Source organism: Streptomyces hygroscopicus subsp. hygroscopicus (assembly GCF_001553455.1).
Classification (GTDB): domain Bacteria; phylum Actinomycetota; class Actinomycetes; order Streptomycetales; family Streptomycetaceae; genus Streptomyces; species Streptomyces hygroscopicus.
Map to the genome: position 1 here is coordinate 41,739 of NZ_BBOX01000121.1, position 17,469 is coordinate 59,207.

The window sequence follows — 17,469 nt, forward strand, 5'->3', positions numbered from 1 at the left end:
TCTCAATCAACGTGCCCGGTCAGTACAGCTAGAAGAGATCGCCGCAGACCATTTGCGTGCCCTGCACGAGACGCTCCGCGCCGATCGATCGGCTTTCGGGTTGTATGACACGGCCTGTGTAGCCGGTGAACGGCTCGCCGGGGTCCTGGGCTCGCTGGCCACTGAGGGCGCCGAGTCCTCGGACGCGCTCGTCGCACGTCTCGTCTCGGAAGTCGGCGGAGACGGTGGCACACTCGCCGACGCCGCGGTGCGCAGAGGGGTGGCCGCGGCGGTCCGCGATGTCCGGGACAGGCATCCCGAGATGGACGACGCCATGAACGGGAATGGCGCGGGCGGTGGCTTTGCCTGGGACATCCTGTGCGATCTCTACCAGGTGTTCTTCGCCGATATGGTGGGGGAGTTCCTCCGGTCCGTTGTTGCCGAGCACGTCAAACTGGCCGTACCGGTGCTCATCGCGACCGATCCGGAAGGCAGGATCGCCGACTGGGTCGCGGAGAATGTGGTGGACCTGGTACCGAATCCCTGCGAGGCGTCCGCCGAAGTAACGGGCCACGCGCAAGCCGTGGACACCGCGCAATCGGTGGTGGGCGTTGCGCAGGATCCCCCGACCGCACTGCCCAAGATCGCCGAATCACTGGTACCGCGGGCGGTCGGCAAGGTACTCGGTCTGATCCTTGAGGAGACCACCGGAGAAGCGGGAGCCGCGGCATGACCGGTTCCGACCATTTCCTGTGGTGGCGTGGCCACAGCGCGGACCGGCCTCGCGATGACCGCTGGACGGAGATCGGCGAGGAAGCCTTTCAGGAAAAAGAGCGCCGCATCACCGGCCGGCACCACCTGCCCGGTCCGGTCCCCGACTGGGCGGAGGACCTGTTCCGCGTCGCCAGGGCGGCGTTCATTGCCGGCAAGTACGTACGCCGTACCGGCGTGCGGGACCGGTGGACCCGCCGCATCAGCCTCGCCGTGCCCGTCACGGAACACGAGCGATGGCAGAGCGCAGCCGTCCGTACCCATCTCACCGCACTCCTCCAGATCCTCACCGGGGACCTCTGGCATGTGGACTTCCGGCCTCTCACCGGTCACCAGGTCGAGGAGGCGATGATCTTCCCTGACGACCCGCGTGCCTCCGAAGTCGCGTTGTTCTCCGGTGGACTGGATTCCCTCAGCTGGGCAGCCACCCGCTCGCGCGCCGACGACCCCCGACCGCTGCTGCTCGTGATGTTCCGCGAAATCGGCCTACTACGTCTCCAGCAGCGGGTGTACAAGGCCGTCGAGCGACTGGGCGGACACCGGCAAGTAATGCTGCTACCGATGAGCCAGACCCCGGCGGGTGACGGCTCCGGACTGCGGCTGGAAACCTCGTCCCGCACCCGCGGTCTGCTGTACGCCGCCGGCGCGATCCGCGCCGCTACCGCGCACGGAGTAACCACCGTCCACATCCCCGAGAACGGTCAGCTCGCCCTCAACCCCCCCTTGACGCCAGCACGTTCGGCGGCCTGCTCCACCCGTTCCGTGCACCCATGGACGCTGGGCCGTCTGAACGCCTTGCTAACCGCCGTGGGTGACGCCGGAACTGTGGTACGGGTGGTCAACCCCTTGGGGCGGCTGACGAAAGGCGAGGTGTGTAAGGCTGGGCGTGATGCAGGTCTTACCCCGTCCGACCTGGAATCCACCCTGAGCTGCGGCAAGCCACCCGCCCGCCGCAGCGGCGGCCCTCGCATTGCCAATTGCGGCGTTTGCTTCCCGTGTCTGGTACGTCGCTCCGGGCTGCTCCACGCAAACGGCACGGACGGCACCCAGTACGAGGCATTGCCATGGGCGGATGACCTACCCTTCGACCGGGGCACCGACTGGCGCGCACTGCATCTGTGGCTGCTCGACCGGTACAGCCTCACGGATGTCCTCACCGATACTCCGCTGCCGCCGGATACAGACCCGGCGGTGGCGTTCGATTTGATCAGGCGCGGGCCGGAGGAGCTGGCCCGGCTGCTTCAGATCGCGGATTCGGCCAAGGCTGCTGACGCGGCGTAGGCGGCGATGTGGGGCGCGAGTCACGACTCCCCCAGACCTGCCGTCATCCGAGTTAGCGACCGAGCCTGGGCGGCCGCCTGGCGAATATTTAGCCCCTGCCAGCACTGTGCCGCGAAGGATCCGTGTGATCCCGATGTGCTCCAGTCACTCCTGCACGCCAAAGCGAGGCTCCGGACCGGCTCGGCACCGAGCTGCTCGGGCAGGCGACCGGTCGCAGTGCGGGCGGGGTCGCTGTTGTCACTGGCTTCCGGTATCAATCAATGCGGAATGATCGCTGAACACGGTCGTGGATCACAGGGTGGGGTAACAAGTGACTGATCAGCCAGTATTCGTCCTGGGAAATGCTCTGCAGGCCCTGGAGCCGACCGCGTTCGAGACCGAGGCGGAGTTCCAGGAGCTCCTCGCGCGCCATCCACGGGTACTGGATTTCGGCTCGCTTGCCGATGGGCAGTCGTTGCGGCTGGTACTGGTGGCACGGGAGATGGGTGTTCCGACGAGTGGGGAGAGTGGTCCGGCGTACTGGCTGGACCATCTATTCGTCGACGCTGACGGGGTGCCGACGCTGGTGGAGGTCAAGCGAGCGAGCGATACTCGTATCCGGCGTGAAGTGGTGGGCCAGATGCTTGACTACGCGGCGAACGGAGCGCGCTACTGGCCCGGAGCGCTGCTTCAGCGCTCTTTCGAGGAGACCTGTAGTGCGGACGGACGACCGCTGGACGAGGCGTACGGGGAACTGCTCGGTGACCGCTCCCCTGAAGAGTTCTGGTCGACGGTCGAGGAACGGCTGGTCGCCGGGCAAATGCGGCTGCTGTTCGTCGCGGACCGGATTCCGCTGGAGCTGAGAGCGATCGTCGAGTTCCTCAACCGGCAGATGCGGCAGACTGATGTGTACGCGGTCGAATTGACCCAGTACCGAGGCAACGGAGACCTCCGCGTCCTCGTCCCGCGTATCCACGGGGAGGTCGCCACGGCAGCGAAGTCCCCTTCCGGCCGCCGCACCAAGCAGCGGACCACGCGTGCCGACATGGATGCGGTCATCCGGGCTCGGCTCGCCCCGGAACTGAGTCGGATAGCAACCGCTCTGCTCGATCATGCGACGGTCAGGGGACGGCTGGAGGGCGGAACGGCCAAGTATCCCAGCATGTCGGTCTACTATCCGGTCGCCGGTCGGCAGGTGCCGTTCTGGACGTTATCGTTGTACGACAACCCCGTGAAGGAGGAATTGGCCTTCAGCTTCGGATCGATCACTCATCACCTTGGTCTCGACCGCGCTGCGGCGTTTGCGAGGTCTCTGCCGGCTGTCCCCGAGCTGGCGAAGAAGCTCGAGGTGCAGCGGGAGAAGGGCTACAAGGGCTGGCCGTCGGTCCCTCTATCCGCCCTCGCAGCCGAATCCGGCGCGGTCGAAGGGATCCTGGCGGCAATCCAGGAGCTCATGGACGACCAGGAAACCTCCGCCTGAGTGGCTCGGTGAATGGACGTCGGCAGCAAGAAGCCGGGGAGGGTGATTCCGGGATGTCCTCAACGTATTATTCCCTCGTGGCCAGCGTGTGGCTCTACCTGGAAGATGACCTCCGGGGCCGGTCGCAAGCCGGCGCTAACGGAGACGAATGAATGCGCCGCATGGAGTGGCGTATGTCGGCTGTGAGGATTGTCGCGCAGCTCCTCCAGATGGGCAGGTGCACCCTGTTCCCACGATCAATTCGTGCCGTGCCTACCGCGCTTCACTCATGGGCTCGTGTTGCCTCCGGAATCTGTGACGGAGGCGGTACCGAGCGCGGCCATTTGCCATCTTCCAACGCCCCCAGAACTTCCTGCTTGATCTGAGCTCGCTGACCGCTGCTGACGAGTTCTCTGGGCAGATAGCCATCGCGTACCTCGTAGGGGCGCAGTGCGGATCGGATGAGCGCGTATTCAGCCGGGTGCATATCGACGAGAAGCTGGCTGGCTGCTTCTTTGGCCTCGGCCAGGGCGACAATGAGAGGGCTTTCCCGCTCACGCTCGCGCAGCGCCTGGCTGAGCTGGCGAACGCAACGCTTGTACTCCATGCGTCGCTGCTGGACCGCTGCGAGGAAGCGCCGGGCGTTGAGTACTTCCAGGGCTTCCGCTTGGGGGATCGTGTAGAAGCTGTCCGGAAGACTTCCCAAACCATGCGGCGTCTTGGCTCGTGCACGCCCCACGACCATGTACCCGAGGGCTCTCAAGGCGTTCTCCCATCGGCCCAAAAGCAGCGGATGGCGCAACGCCATGTTGCGTTCTTCCTGGTCCTTGGCATCCTTGGCGGCGGCGTTCCGCACCGCAAGGTCCGAGGCCGCTATCAGCGCCTCAACGTCCGGGCTACGTGGTGCCGTGATCAGGCCATTGGAACAGGCGTAGGCGAATTCCTCATGTACATCGTGGAAAGCTGGGGTCTCAGGCACGTCGCCCAGTTGTCGGCGGGCGCGCTCCTCTTGGACAAGACCGGCGTACTCATCGGAGAACACCTGCCTCAGCCAACCCTGTGCGGTGCGGTGGGAGCTTGTGCCGTTCTTTCTTTCCGCGCTGTTGTTGAAGTCGTTGCGGCGTAACTTCTTGGCAAGTACTCCAGCCTCGTGACAGCGGTTGCGTACGCGGCGGAGGCGGTACTCGGTGCGCTGCAGGCGAGGATCGTTGGTGTAGCGCATCCGTTCGCACGCGACCTGGAGCTCTCCGCAGGCGCAGAGCAGTGCGTCCTGCCAGTCCAGGCGCCATTCCGCCTTCCGCAGCAGGCGACGGGTCTTCTGCGGGATGTAGCCATTGGTGGCTTCCGCGATGGATACGGTCACGAGGTTGTCGAAGCTGCGCGTGATCAGCGGCACGAGCTCGTCGCTGGGGATGTGCTCGACGTCGACAAGCTGCAGTCTCTCCACCACGCCGACCTTCCTGCCTCCGGCTAGTACGCCTTGGCGGGACGCACCATTTGCCCTTACTGCTGCATCAGGCTAACGAGAAGGCTTACAGGACGCAGCCAGAACGCTGCAGTCAGTGAGTGGAGTTGTGCGTCGCCCCGCTCCGGTGGTAGGCGCGTTCGGCAGGCCACACAGTGGGCCGCTGCCGGGTCGGACTGGCGGGCCGGCGATTTGGTGTTCACCACGCGCAGCGGTCTGCCGTTAGAGCTGCGCAACCTCTACCGGTTCGGCTGGATCGCGGTGGCTGCTGGACCGCCACGGGTGCGTCTGCACGACACCCAGCATGGATGCGCCTCGCTGTTGTTCGCGGCCGGGTTCGCCCCGCGCGTCGTGATGGAGATCCTGGGCCACTCGCAGATCGCGGTCACGATGAACCTCTTGATGGCAAGGCCTACAGAGTAGGAGCAGGTTGCTCGCTTCGTCTGGCCCACCGAGGCTGCTGGGGGTGATGTGGGCTCGTTCGAGATTGGCGCGTTGCCATGAGGCTTGAGCAGTGGCCCGCTTCTCTCGCTCAGAGAACCACCCGCAGGCGAAGCAACGCGGCTCATCAAGCAACAGGTGAGGTGCGAAATCACCTTTTCTCGGACTTTCGTTCCAATGTCGAGAAATATTCCATTTACTCGGTACGGACATAGGCCCCCCTCTGGCTGCTGCCCGCAGCATGCCAGCCGCCTATGACATCACAGCCTGGGCTTGGGCGAGCGGCTCATGGTGTTAACCCGCGAGGCGGGACGTTTTCAGCACCGCTTCAGGAGAGAGGCTGAATGATCTGCGGCTTTGCAGGTCGAGGAAGCAAACGGCTACCCGACCGCGGGACGCCGGTGTTGACCGTTGTTGTCCCCTGCATCTGGCACGTTTGTGGCACGAACCTCAGCCGGCGACAGCCAGCCACGACGGCGGGTGCGCCGGCCGACCGGGCGCGCATGTGTCTCGTTGCACCCCCACCGGCGTCCACCACGCTGCCAGAGCCGTCGACCAGAGCAAGCTACGACGGCCAGCACGCGATGACGGTGCCTGGGCCCTCAGCTTGGGAGGCTCGGGGAAAACCTCACGGGCGGTTGCATCGCCGAGCAGCGGTGGGGCGGTCCAGTGCCTCCTGCTCAGCCACCTGCCCCCGGTGTTCCCCGCCAGTGCCCGTGATCCGGCACGGAGCTGGCACACCTGTCCGTCGTCGACTGTGACCTCAGGCCGGAAACTTCGCTTCCGGACACGTAAGTGCGGAAACGTAGGTACTGTAGGCATTCATCGCCAGGCTCGGCGGGGGCGGGTGTAGTGGCACGGAGGGGCAATGGACAGGGTTACTCGTGGGCTGATGGAGAGCTGGGTAAAGGATGCGGGAGTTGGGCATCTGAAAGAATACGTCGCCTTCGAGCGCTTCGTTAACTTCATCGTCCTCTCCCGCCACCACGACCAGCAGTTCAGCGTTGAAGATTTCTCATGCGGTGACGACGGAACGCTCGGAATCGATGGCTTTGCACTCTCCATCAACGGTGAACTCGTTTCCGATATGGCGGAGCTGGAAGACGCACTTACGGGTGGCGGGGCAATCGAAGCTTCGATCACGTTGACGCAGGTGAAGACATCGGCGAGTTTCGGCTTGGGCGATCTGAGTATTTTCTCGGACGCCTCGATTACTCTGCTTACAGAGGATGAGCCTCCTCACCCCAACCTGGAAATTCAGCAGAAGATGCTCCACAGGGTCTTTGATGAATCGAGTCGTTTTCGCGAGAACCCCGTATGTCGCCTCTATTATGTGACCCTTGGTGCATGGAACAACCGTGGCCCCATCGTAAGAAAGATGAAGGACACTGAAAAGCGGCTCCTTGGATCAAACTTGTTCTCGCGCGTCGATTTTCACATCTGGGGCGCCAGTGAAGTTCAGAGGAATTGGCGCGCTATCGACTCCGCCCTTGAAGTGACAGTTCAGTTCGAGAATCGAACCACACTGCCTGAGGTAGAAGGGGTGCGTGAGGCGTACCTTGGGGTTCTTCCGGGAAGCGAATTCATCAAACTCGTAACTGACGACGAAGGGGAAATCCGCAAGACGCTCTTCTTCGACAATGTCCGCGACTTTCAAGGTGAGACCGACGTAAACGCGGATATCCGACAGACGCTGGCATCCGGCGACCGTAGCCGTTTTTGTGTCCTCAATAATGGGGTCACGGTAGTTGCGCATGACCTTAAGGCCACGGGAAATCGCCTGACTTTGATCGACTTTCAGGTCGTGAATGGATGTCAGACCAGTCACATCCTTCATTCCGAGCGAGAGAACTTGGACGGCGTTTATGTCCCCTTTCGCTTGATCGTCACTTTGGATGATGACGTAGCTAAGAGCATCACGAAAGCAACCAATAAGCAGGGTCAGGTAACCAAGGAGAACCTTTTCGCTCTATCGGAGCTGCAAAAGAGGATTGAAGCCTACTTCAATTCGTTTGAAGCGGAGCCCGGTAAGCGGATCTACTACGAACGGCGTTCGCGGCAATGGTCAGGTTCTGCTCAGGTTCGTGGTACGTGGAGGGTGATCTCTCTCCGTAACCTAATGCAGGCTTTCGCTTCGCTTTACCTCAGGATTCCTCACACGGCCGCACGCTATTACGGCGATCTTCGCAACCGCGTGGGTAACGACGTCTTCTCCGATTCCCATAACGAGGCCTACTATTATTCCGCCGCTTATGCGTTCTGTAAGCTTGATCACTTCTTCAGGAGCGGGGTGATCGCGCGAGAGTTGAAGCCTGCCCGGTACCATCTTCTGGCCGGGGTGCGAACGATTTATTCTGAGTCGAGCGGTCCGGAAAGAGTTGAAAGTATTGACAAGGAGGCAGAAAAGGACTGTAAGCCTTTCAATGCTTTTTTGTGGGATGACGATCGCTATCTTGAAGCCGTCCAGACTTGCGCCGAAGCGCTGGTGAAACTTGCTGGCGGTCAAGAGATCAATCGTGATTTTGGGCGTACTCGGGACTTCACTGAGCAGTATCTTTCTGAGCTACTCAAATAATGCTTGCACCCAAGGGATGGGTGGGTGAAGCGGATTTGGGTTGGTGCCGCTTTGGCGTGAGTGATCAGGGCCCCGTAAGCTTGCGGCGCGTCGGGCAGCCTGTGTACCTGCCCGTAAGCGCGACGTTGGGGCCATGACCTGCGAGGCTCGCGCCAAAGTGGCCACCCGTGGAGCCGACCGTCCCAGCCGCGACGTATCCCTTCTCTGGGCATCAGGTGGCTGCCCCGCGTGGTGATGGAGATCTTGGGGCACTCACAGATCAGCATCACCATGGACGTCTACACGCACGTCGTGCAGGACACCCAGCGGGAGGCCATGGGCCACATGGACCGGATGCTCAGGACTAGGCGCCCCACTCGACCCGATCGCGGGTGACCGCCCGCGTTGATGTCGGACGTGGACGTCAAAGGCCCCCAACCTACTCACGTGAGTAGGTTGGGGGCCTTTGACCTGCGTGCCCCCGGCAGGATTCGAACCTGCGACACCCGCTTTAGGAGAGCGGTGCTCTATCCCCTGAGCTACGGAGGCCCTGCGTCAGGGCGGCATGGTCGTGCGTGCCGCCGCGTCGCACCGCCACAGTGTAGCGGGTCGGGTGCAGGGGCGTTTCGGGTGCTGGGTGGGGGCGTCCTCGGTCGGCTGGGGTGGTTGATCTGGTGCGACCCGGGTTCGTGGAGTGGTCAAGCGTGTTCGGTGGAGGTGTCCCGGCCCGGGGCGAAGGCCGCGATCGGGTTCTTCAGGGTGCCGATGAGCTGGAGGGCGCCGGCGGGGTCCTGGAGGTCGACCATCTCGCGGTTGTTGCGGAGCTGGAGGCGGTTGAGGCAGGACAGGGCGAAGTCCTCGGCGAACATGTCGTACTGGGCGAACTTGTCCGACAGGTGGGGGACGGACCGCTGGTAGGCCAGCACCGAGTCGGCGACCGTCCGCCAGAAGGTGTCCTCCTCCAGCAGGCCCTCGCTGACCAGGATGCCGTTGAGAAAGCGGAGGAAGCAGTCGAAGACGTCCGTGAAGATCGAGAGCAGCTTCTTGTCCTCCGGCACGTCGGCGCGGATGCGTTCGACGGCCGGGGGGAGGACCGCGGTGGGGTCCATGACCGCGATCTCCTCGGCGATGTCCTTGAAGATCACGCGATGGACGGCGCCGTCTTCGATCACCAGGATGACGTTCTCGCCGTGCGGCATGAAGACCAGGTCGTAGGCGTAGAAGCTGTGCAGCACCGGGGTCAGGTAGGCGTCCAGGTAGCGGCGCAGCCAGGTGGCCGGGGTGAGGCCGGACTCCTCGATGAGGGCGCTGACGAAGGAGGCGCCGTGGGGGTCGGTGTGGAGGAGGGACGCCATGGTGGCCAGGCGCTGGCCGGGTTCCAGGGTCGGGACGGGGCTCTCACGCCACAGGGCGGCGAGCATCTTGCGGTACGGGGAGCCCTTGGCCGTGGCGGCCTCGTACTGGCGGTGGTGGTAGCCGATGGCGGCCCGCTCGCGGATGATCGAGAAGCGGGCGGCCCGGAAGACGTCGTCGGAGGAGATCAGGCCGGCCAGCCAGTCGTTGATGGCGGGGGTCGCCTCCATGTAGGCGGCGGAGAGGCCGCGCATGAAACCCATGTTGAGGACCGACAGCGCGGTTTTCACATAGTGCTTGGAGGGGGCGCTGGTGTTGAAGAAGGTACGGATCGACTGCTGGGCGAGGTACTCGTCGTCGCCGGGGCCCAGGCACACCAGACGCCGCTGGGCGACCTCGGCGGCGAAGCTGACCGACAGCTTGTTCCACCACTGCCAGGGGTGGACCGGCAGCAGGTGGTAGTCGGCCGGGTCCAGGCCGAGGCCGGTGAGGGTGTCCGTGAAGCGGGCCAGGGTCCGCTCGCTCAGCTCGGCGTTGATCAGGGCGTCGTAGTCCAGGTCCGCCGAGGAGGTGAAGGTGGAGCGGTCGCGGCGGGCGGCGAGCCAGATCAGCTGGACGGGGCTTGCGGTCTCGGGGGCGTACGAGAGGTATTCATGCACGCCGAAGCCGAGGCGGCCGTTGTTGGCGACGAAGCAGGGATGGCCCTCGGTCATCCCGGTTTCGATCTCCTGGAAGCCGGACTTGGCGAGCTGGGCCGCGGCCACCGGCTCGGCGGCCAGTTTGTAGGCCGTACCGGAGAGGGTCGAGCTGATCTCCTCGAGGTAGACGGGGAGGATGTCCTCGCCGAGGCCGAGTTGCCGGCGCAGCTCGATGAAGAAGTCCAGTGCGTCCAAGGGGAGTTCGGCGCCGTCGCAGTCGTGGCGGGTGATGCTGTCCGCGTCGACCAGCCAGTGGTCCAGCGAGAGCACCTGGGCGGCGAAGCGGTAGGTCACCGCGGAGTCGTCGCTGGTCACGGCGTAGCGGCCGTCGGGGCCGAGCTCGGGGGCGAGCAGGCGCTCATGGGTGAACTCGGCGAGGGCCTTGCGGATGAGGAGGCGGCCTGCCCGGTCCCACAGGTCGGGGGTGAGGTGGGCGACGGCGTCGCGGGGGCTCATCGGGTCACTCCTTGTGCGGCACGGGCGGTCCGGGCGGCGTGGGCGGCGTGGGCGGTCCGGGCGTCGTCGTCGGTGGGGGCGGCGTGGGCGGTGGGGGATGTCTCGGCGGTCCGGGCGTCGCTCCCGGTTCTCGCGGTTCCTGCGGTCCCCTCGGTCCTGCCGGTCCCCGCAGCCCCCTCGGTCCTCTCGGTTCTTCCGGTTTCCGCGGTCTTCTCGGTTCTTCCGGTCCCCGCCGTGCGGGCCGCGTCCGCGGCGAGGGTTGTGCGGGCGGCCTCGAACCGCTCGCGGGTGCAGATGCTGAGGTAGGCGTCCTTCTCCGGTTTGGTGATCTGCTCGACGATCTCGAAGCCGACCGCCGCGTTGAGCGCGTGCACCGCCGTGTTGCGGACGTCCGGTTCGACGACGATGCGCCGGACGGCCGGATCGGCGAAGCAGAACTCCATGACGGTGGTGATCACGGCCAGGGTGAAGCCGTGCACCGGGGTGTCGGTCGGCGCGCACAGGAAGTGCATGCCGACGTCGCCCGGCCGGGACGGGTAGAGGCCGACGAGTTCCACGTGCGCCGGGTCGTAGCGTTCGGCCAGGAACGCCGGGCGGTCCTCGTGCAGGCCGATGAACGCGTCGTGGTGCGGATGCTCGTGGATCCTGCGGTACTCGGCGGCGACCTCCGCCTCGTCCGCCTCCCGCATCATCCAGAAGGACGCCTTGGGGTGGGTCACCCAGCGGTGCAGCAGCCCGGCGTCGGCCGCCGGGTCCAGGGCGCGGAGGGCGAAGGTGCCCAGGCGGGTGTCGGTGCGTTCGAAGAGGGTGAAGCGGGTCATGACACGGTTCCCTCCGGTGCGCCGAACTCCTGGAAGGCGATGGACTTCTCGACCGGATAGTGCTCGCGCCCCAGCAGCTCACGGATGATCCACGAGTTGCGGTACGGGCCCATGCCCAGGTCCGGGGAGGTGAGGCTGTGGGCGTGGGTGGCGCCGTTCTGGAGGAAGATGCCGCGCCCGGTGGTGTCGATGCTGTAGTTGCGGGCGACGTCGAAGCGGCCGTGGCGGTCCCAGCGGATGCGGTCGCGCACCGGGTCCAGGAAGGCGGGCACCTGGTAGCGGTAGCCGGTGGCCAGGACCAGCCCCTGGGTGGTGAGGGAGAAGTCCCGCTCCTGCTCGGTGTGGCGCAGCCCCAGGGTGTACGTGCCGGTGGAGGCGTCGTAGGAGGCGTCGGTGAGCGCGGTGTTGGTCAGCAGCCGGGTGGGCACCGGGCCGGTCACGCTCTTCTGGTACAGCAGGTCGAAGATGCCGTTGATGAGGTCGGCGTCGATCCCCTTGAACAGGCCCTTCTGCTCACCCTCCAGCCGGTAGCGGGTGTCCTCGGGAAGCGCGTGGAAGTAGTCCACGTACTCGGGTGAGGTCATCTCCAGGGTGAGTTTGGTGTACTCCAGCGGGAAGAAGCGCGGGGAGCGGGTCACCCAGTTGAGCCGGTAGCCGCAGGAGTCGATGTCGGCGAGCAGGTCCTGGTAGATCTCGGCGGCGCTCTGGCCGCTGCCGACGATGGTGATGGTCTCCTTGGCCTGGAGGGCCTGCTTGTGCTCCAGGTAGTCCGTGTTGTGCAGCAGGTCGCCGCCCAGGCCGCGGCACACCTCGGGCAGGTACGGCGGGGTGCCGGTGCCCAGCACCAGGTGGCGGGCGCGGTGCGTGGTGGTCTCGCCGGTGGCGGACCGCAGGGCGCGCACGGTGTAGAGGCCGTCGGCCTCGTCGTACTCGACGCCGGTCACCTCGTGGCCGAAGCGGACGGAGGACAGCTTCGCGGCGGCCCAGCGGCAGTAGTCGTTGTACTCGGCGCGCAGCGGATAGAAGATCTCGCGGATGTAGAAGGAGTACAGCCGCCCCGATTCCTTGAGGTAGTTGAGGAAGGAGTACGGGGAGGTGGGGTCGGCCAGGGTCACCAGGTCGGCCATGAACGGGGTCTGGAGGGTGACGCCGTCCAGCAGCATGCCCGGATGCCAGTCGAAGTCGGGCTTGCTCTCCAGGAACAGTCCGTCGAGTTCGTCGATCGGCTCGATGAGGCAGGCCAGGCCCAGGTTGTAGGGGCCGAGCCCGACCGCGATGACGTCATGGGTGTGCGGGGTGGGCACGAGGGTCTCCGGCGGGGGGAAGAAGGTCAGCTGGCGCGGGGCCGGCTGAGTTCGGGCTCGATGTGGAGGGCCAGGTACTGATCCGCGTGCTCGGCGAGGAGGTCGAGGACGTGGCGGATGTCGCTCAGCGAGGTCTCCGGGTTGAGCAGGGTGAACTTCAGGTGGTGGCGGCCGTCCACGACCGTTCCGGCGACGACCGCCGCACCGGAGGCGGCCAGCGCCTCACGCGCGTGCAGATTGGCGCGGTCGACGAGGTCGGGGTCGCAGGGGCCGTCGGACGGCGGTACGTAGCGGAAGACCAGCGTGGACAGCCGGGGCTCGGTGACGACCTGGTAGCGCGGATCGGTATCCAGCAGGGCCCATGCCTCGGCGGCCCGGTCCACCACCGCGTCGAAGAGGGCCCCGAGCGCGTCCGCGCCCATGATCCGCAGCGTCAGCCACAGCTTGAGCGCGTCGAAGCGGCGGGTGGTCTGGAGGGACTTGTCGACCTGGTTGGGGATGAGCTTCTCGGCGCTGCGCTCGGGGTTGAGGTAGTCCGCGTGGTACGTGGCGTGGCCGAGCGTGGCGCGGTCGCGGACCAGGACGGCGCTGGAGCTGACCGGCTGGAAGAAGGACTTGTGGTAGTCCACGGTCACCGAGTCGGCGCGCTCGATGCCGTCGAGCAGTCCGCGGCGGGTCGGGGAGACCAGCAGTCCGCAGCCGTACGCGGCGTCCACGTGCAGCCAGGTGCCGTGCCGGGCGCACAGCTCGGCGATCTCGGGCAGCGGGTCGATGGAGCCGAAGTCGGTGGTGCCGGCGGTGGCCACGACGGCCATCACGATCAGGCCCTCGCGACGGCAGCGGTCCAGCTCACGGGCGAGGGCGACGGTCCGCATCCGGCGGTCCTGGTCGCAGGGGACCGGGATGACGGCCTCGTAGCCGAGCCCCAGGATGGCGGCGGCCTTCTGGATGGAGAAGTGGCCGGCCTGCGAGGTGAGGATGCGCAGCCGCGGCAGGATCGCGGATGTGGCGATCGTCTCGCCGGCCGCGGTGGCCTCCTTCTCCACCAGCGTGCACGCCTCGTCGCGGGCGAGCAGCATCGCCTGCAGATTGGACTGGGAGCCGCCGCTGGTGAAGACGCCGTCCGCGGCCTCGCCGAGGCCGATGCGCTCGGCGGTCCAGTCGATCAGCCGGCGCTCGATCAGGGTGCCGCCGGCGCTCTGGTCCCAGGTGTCCAGCGAGGAGTTGACGGCGGACAGCACCGCCTCGCCCAGCAGCGCGGGGATCACCACGGGGCAGTTGAGGTGGGCGAGATAGCGCGGGTGGTGGAAGTAGACGGCGTCCTTGAGGTAGACGCTCTCCAGCTCCCTGAGCGCGGCGTCCGCGTCGCCCAGCGGCCGCTCCAGGTCGATGCCGGAGATCTCGGGGGCCAGCTCGGCGGGGGTGATGCCGGTGAAGGGGCGCTCGGTGCGGGCGACGGTGGAGGCCACCAGGCCGACGGCGTCGGTCACGGAGCGCCGGTAGCGCTCCGCCGTACGGCTGTTGAGGAGGTGGACCCTGCCATCCGCCGCCCCGGGTATCGGCTCCGGCGACGGGTCCTCAGCGGTCTGCGCGAGGAAACTCACGGTCTGTCCCTTCTGGAAATGGGCATGCGGGCGCGCGGATCCGCGGGCATGCGGCTGGTGGGGGAGAAGTGGTCCGCGGCCGACGGCGCGGAGGGCGTGCGGGGGCGCTGGACGTGGCAGCAGGGCGCGCACCGGCGCGCGCCCCCGAGCGGTGGCCGCTCGCCGTCCAGTGATGATGCCGTCGGGGATATAGGGGAGGGGGTGGGGATGGGGCTGGGGATGGGGCTGGGTGAGGGGGAATCGAGGAAGGGGAGCGGGAGAGCCCGGGAAGGGGGTCAGTCCTCGGCCGCGGGGCGGGCGCCCGACACGGCCTCCTCGACCAGCTGTTCCTCACAGGCGCCCAGGCGCCAGTAGCCGGTGAAGGTCACGGCCTTGCGGTCGAAACCGCGTTCGCGCACCAGATGGCGGCGCAGCTCCTTGACGGTCCCGGCCTCGCCCGCGATCCAGGCGTACGGAGTGCCGGAGAGCAGCCCGGTGGCGCGTACGGCCGCCACGAGCGGGGCGGAGCGCCGGGTGCCGGGGGCGACGGCGTCCCGCACCAGCCAGCTGATCTCGGCGTTCGCCCGGGTGCGCAGCTCCTGGACGTCCTCGGCGTGCTGGACCTCGAGCCACACCTTGGCGGGCAGGCCGGCGGGCAGCCATTCGAGGATGCCCGCGACGGCGGGCAGCGCGGTCTCGTCGCCGGTGATCAGCACCCAGTCGGTGCCGGGCGGCGGCCGGAAGTCGACACCGCCGTTGTCCTCCATGACCGGGCCCAGCAGGGTGACCCGGTCGCCGGGCTCGGCCCGCGCGGCCCAGCGGGCGGCCGGGCCGCCGTCGTGGTGCAGCGCGAAGTCCACATCGATCTCGTCCGGGTCGTGGCGCCGGGCGCGCACCGTGTACGAGCGCATGATGGCGCGTACGGACGGGTCCATCGCCCGCCAGGCGGTGAACCAGCCCTCCCCGTCCTCGACCGGGACCACCGGGGTGGTCTGGCCGGGGTGCGGCAGGAACAGTTTGAAGCGCTGGTCGCGGCCTCCGCTGACGAAGTCCTTGAGACAGCCGCCGCCGAAGGTGATCCGCGCGATGGACGGCCCGAGCGAGCGGGTCCGCACGACCCGTACGTCGAAGAAGCGGAACGGAACGGCGGTGGGGGTGGTGGTCGCTGCGATGGTGGCGGTGGTCATGGGGGGAGGGTCTTCCCTTCGCTTGCCTGGGGAGGCCGGGTCGGGGTGGTCGTCTGACCGGTCAGCTGACCTTCTTGGCGTCCTGGATGGCCTTGGTGAGGGACTCGACGAGGGGAGCGGCGCCGGCGTACGAGAAGCGCGGCTCGCTGCTCCAGGGGGCGATCTGCCGTGCCTTGACCGCGGGGAGTTTGGACCAGGTCGGCTTGGCGGTCAGGTCCTTGGGCTGAAGGGTCGCGGTGCGATTGTCGAGGAAGAGCACGTCGGCGTCGTACTTGTCGGCGTTCTCCCAGCTGAGGCTCTCGAAGTAGCCGCCCTTGTCGGTGTGCTCGGGGACGACGAAGTCGACGCCCAGCTCGCTGAAGTAGATCAGGTCGGCGTTGATCTTCGGGTCGGAGACGTAGAAGAGATCGGCGCTGGCGGAGCAGGCCATGACCTTGATCTTGTGCGACTTGACGGTTTTGCGCAGCGTCTCGGACGCCTTCTCGAACCGCTCCTTGGCCTCGGTGACCTTCTTGGCCTTCGGGTCGGCACCGAGCGCCTCGGCCAGGGCGGCATAGCGCTTGATGGGCTCGAGCATGGAGATCCGGCCGGTGGAGATGGCGGCGCTGGGGGCCAGCTGGAGGATCTTCTTCTTGCTGTCGTCCGGGATGTAGAAGAGCGCGCCCGGGTCGTACATGTTGGTGATCAGCAGATCGGGGCTGAGCGAGGCGTACTTCTCGACGTTGAACTGTCCCCAGGTGTTGCCGAGGGAGGTCGCCCGGTCGACGGGGAAGTCGCCCGCCTGGACATCGGGTTTGCCGTTCTTCAGGGTGGTCGGCCCGAAGACGCCGGTGATCTGCCGCTCGATGCCGAAGTCGTAGAGCGCCGCCGCCGAACCGATGTAGGCGACGATGTGCTGGGGCCGGCCGTCGAGGCTGATCTTCTTCTTGCGGTCATCGGTGAACGACCAGGAGCCGCCGCCGTTACCGCCCCCGGACCCCGAATCGTTGTTGTCGCCGCAGGCGGTGAGCAGGGCGCCGAGTCCGACGGCGCCGCCCGCGGCGAGCAGTCCGCGGCGGGAGAGGGGGAGTGCTCTGGCCTGGTGCATGAAGGTGCTCTCTCTCGATGCATACGGGGACATGGTCACGGGACGGCGACCCGAGGACGTAGTTAGGTTAGCCTAACCAATCTGTTTGTCCAGAGGGCGGGGGCGTTCCGAACCCCACATCGAGGGGTGTGCGCGGCGGTTCAGGGCGGGTTCACAGGTCCGGCGCTCAGGGGTCCGGCGCTCAGGGGTCCGGCGCTCACGGGTCCGGCGCTCAGAGGTCCAGGACCCGTCGGGGGCCGCGGCGGCGGGTGACGCAGATCGTCATCGTCTCGCCCGAGGCCCGTTCCTCATCGGTGAGCACCGGATCGTGGTGGTCCACCTCCCCTTCGACGGCGTCCGTCTCACGAGTTTCACGCGTGCCCTCCTCGCTCGCGTGCAAAACCGGCACCCCATGCGTGCCGGCGCCCGTCAGGCACGGAAAACGGCCCTTCCACTCAGTGGAAGGGCCGCGCGGGAAGGTGCCGGGTCGGCGGGCGGGTCAGCCGCCGAACTGCCAGAAGACGGAGTGGTTCAGCGTCAGCAGGACGATGAGCAGGACCACATCGGCGATGCCGAGCGTGAGTCCGAGCAGCGCCCGGCCCTTGCGGCGGGTCTCCCGGGCGATCGCGAGCGTCCCCAGGACGATCGCGCAGGGCCCGAAGACCGCGTTGAAGAGCAGCAGGCCGATCAGGCCGAGGACGAAGGAGGCGACGGCCATGCCGTCGGCGTCCCTGCGCGCCCTGACCGGTGAGGTGCGGGACGGTGCGGTGAGTGCCATGGGTTACTCAGCTCCCCTTGTGTCCGGTGCGTTCGCGGATGAAGAAGATGAGCAGCCAGGCGCCGATGACGCCGGCGGCGGCCAGGAACAGGGGGAGCGGGGTGTGCGCCGCCGCCCCCAGAAGGACCCCCATCAGGGCGAGTGCCGCGACGATGAAGAGCATCTGTGCCTCTCTCGAAGTGACGGTCGGGATGCGGTTGGCGTGCGAGTGGTTCTTGTTCGGTGAACAGTTGGAATCACAAGTGTTCACTGACTTCTAGAGTACCCCGGCGCGGGCTGGATAAATTCAGCGAA

General features: G+C 66.5%; 14 protein-coding genes, 1 tRNA gene and 3 pseudogenes. 6 read left to right on the plus strand and 12 right to left on the minus strand.

The features are described from left to right. Positions 1-100: 100 nt before the first annotated feature. The 3 genes from AXW62_RS13820 (at position 101) to AXW62_RS13830 (ending at position 3,490) form a co-directional block, all read left to right on the plus strand. Positions 101-712: a hypothetical protein gene (locus AXW62_RS13820; RefSeq protein WP_060944779.1), complete on the plus strand. Its 612-nt coding sequence runs from the start codon at positions 101-103 to the stop codon at positions 710-712. Next, positions 709-2,031: a 7-cyano-7-deazaguanine synthase gene (locus AXW62_RS13825; protein WP_060944780.1), complete on the plus strand. Its 1,323-nt coding sequence runs from the start codon at positions 709-711 to the stop codon at positions 2,029-2,031. Before AXW62_RS13820 ends, AXW62_RS13825 begins: the two co-directional genes overlap by 4 nt. 310 nt (positions 2,032-2,341) lie before the next feature. After that, positions 2,342-3,490: a PDDEXK family nuclease gene (locus AXW62_RS13830; protein ID WP_060944781.1), complete on the plus strand. Its 1,149-nt coding sequence runs from the start codon at positions 2,342-2,344 to the stop codon at positions 3,488-3,490. 262 nt (positions 3,491-3,752) lie between these two features. Here AXW62_RS13830 and AXW62_RS13835 read toward each other — a convergent pair whose 3' ends face one another. After that, the gene (locus AXW62_RS13835; protein WP_060944782.1) at positions 3,753-4,919 is read right to left on the minus strand and encodes a hypothetical protein; all 1,167 of its coding nucleotides are present in this window, start codon (positions 4,917-4,919) and stop codon (positions 3,753-3,755) included. A 207-nt stretch (positions 4,920-5,126) separates the two neighbouring features. On the opposite strand from AXW62_RS13835, the gene AXW62_RS45765 reads away from it, so the two are divergent. After that, on the plus strand, positions 5,127-5,357 hold the full coding sequence (locus AXW62_RS45765; protein WP_252368598.1) for a site-specific integrase: 231 nt from the start codon (positions 5,127-5,129) through the stop codon (positions 5,355-5,357). Here AXW62_RS45765 and AXW62_RS47105 read toward each other — a convergent pair. Beyond that, positions 5,358-5,618, minus strand: a pseudogene (locus AXW62_RS47105) (hypothetical protein); the annotation flags it as partial. A gap of 625 nt (positions 5,619-6,243) precedes the next feature. Between AXW62_RS47105 and AXW62_RS40905 the strand changes: the two are divergent. Together AXW62_RS40905 and AXW62_RS40910 are read left to right on the plus strand one after the other, a co-directional pair. Beyond that, positions 6,244-7,950, plus strand: coding sequence for an AIPR family protein (locus AXW62_RS40905; RefSeq protein WP_079115617.1), 1,707 nt, complete (start codon positions 6,244-6,246; stop codon positions 7,948-7,950). 222 nt (positions 7,951-8,172) lie between these two features. After that, a pseudogene (locus tag AXW62_RS40910) lies at positions 8,173-8,325 on the plus strand (site-specific integrase); the annotation flags it as partial. Between the two features lie 80 nt (positions 8,326-8,405). Here the strand turns inward: AXW62_RS40910 and AXW62_RS13840 are convergent. The 10 genes and pseudogenes from AXW62_RS13840 to AXW62_RS43915 all read right to left on the minus strand — a co-directional run bounded on the left by AXW62_RS13840 (position 8,406) and on the right by AXW62_RS43915 (position 17,425). Next, positions 8,406-8,478 (minus strand) — tRNA-Arg (locus AXW62_RS13840). Between the two features lie 149 nt (positions 8,479-8,627). Next, positions 8,628-10,436: an IucA/IucC family protein gene (locus tag AXW62_RS13845; protein WP_060944783.1), complete on the minus strand. Its 1,809-nt coding sequence runs from the start codon at positions 10,434-10,436 to the stop codon at positions 8,628-8,630. Positions 10,437-10,687: 251 nt separating this feature from the next. Then, positions 10,688-11,257, minus strand: a pseudogene (locus AXW62_RS13850) (GNAT family N-acetyltransferase); the annotation flags it as partial. After that, on the minus strand, positions 11,254-12,561 hold the full coding sequence (locus AXW62_RS13855; protein WP_102865555.1) for a lysine N(6)-hydroxylase/L-ornithine N(5)-oxygenase family protein: 1,308 nt from the start codon (positions 12,559-12,561) through the stop codon (positions 11,254-11,256). The gene AXW62_RS13855 and the pseudogene AXW62_RS13850, both read right to left, overlap by 4 nt. A 26-nt stretch (positions 12,562-12,587) precedes the next feature. Beyond that, positions 12,588-14,165, minus strand: a complete 1,578-nt coding sequence (locus AXW62_RS13860) for a pyridoxal phosphate-dependent decarboxylase family protein (protein ID WP_289306005.1) — start codon at positions 14,163-14,165, stop codon at positions 12,588-12,590. Positions 14,166-14,440: 275 nt separating this feature from the next. Further along, on the minus strand, positions 14,441-15,331 hold the full coding sequence (locus tag AXW62_RS13870; RefSeq protein ID WP_060944786.1) for a siderophore-interacting protein: 891 nt from the start codon (positions 15,329-15,331) through the stop codon (positions 14,441-14,443). Between the two features lie 61 nt (positions 15,332-15,392). Beyond that, positions 15,393-16,418: an ABC transporter substrate-binding protein gene (locus AXW62_RS13875; protein ID WP_060944787.1), complete on the minus strand. Its 1,026-nt coding sequence runs from the start codon at positions 16,416-16,418 to the stop codon at positions 15,393-15,395. A gap of 211 nt (positions 16,419-16,629) precedes the next feature. Continuing rightward, positions 16,630-16,797: a hypothetical protein gene (locus AXW62_RS13880; protein WP_370682908.1), complete on the minus strand. Its 168-nt coding sequence runs from the start codon at positions 16,795-16,797 to the stop codon at positions 16,630-16,632. Between the two features lie 99 nt (positions 16,798-16,896). After that, entirely contained in the window at positions 16,897-17,175 is a 279-nt protein-coding gene (locus tag AXW62_RS13885; protein WP_060944789.1) for a DUF4190 domain-containing protein, read from the minus strand. A 7-nt stretch (positions 17,176-17,182) separates the two neighbouring features. Next, a complete protein-coding gene (locus AXW62_RS43915) occupies positions 17,183-17,425 on the minus strand; it encodes a hypothetical protein (protein WP_159060876.1) in 243 nt (80 codons plus the stop codon). Between the last annotated feature and the right edge of the window lie 44 nt (positions 17,426-17,469).